General features: G+C 52.5%; 1 pseudogene. It reads left to right on the plus strand.

Annotated features, from left to right (window positions below):
* Positions 1-34 precede the first annotated feature (34 nt).
* Positions 35-278 (plus strand): annotated as a pseudogene (gene wecC / locus ACR6JA_RS23040) (UDP-N-acetyl-D-mannosamine dehydrogenase); the annotation flags it as partial.

Genomic DNA, 278 nt, shown 5'->3' on the forward strand with positions numbered 1-278 from the left:
CTGAAATCCATGCATCATTGAGTAGAAAGCAACCATGTTCAACACCATCGAGATTATCGGCCTGGGCTACATTGGCTTGCCCACAGCCACGTTGTTTGCCTCGCGCAAGAAGAATGTTATTGGCGTCGATGTCAATCCTTACGCGGTTGACACCATCAATCAGGGGCGCATTCACATCATCGAACCAGAACTGGATATGCTGGTGCACGCGGCGGTGACTTCTGGTCAACTCCGTGCGACGTTGCAGCCTGAGCCAGCTGACGCATTTCTGATTGCGG

The organism is Cedecea sp. B1(4), assembly GCF_059414925.1.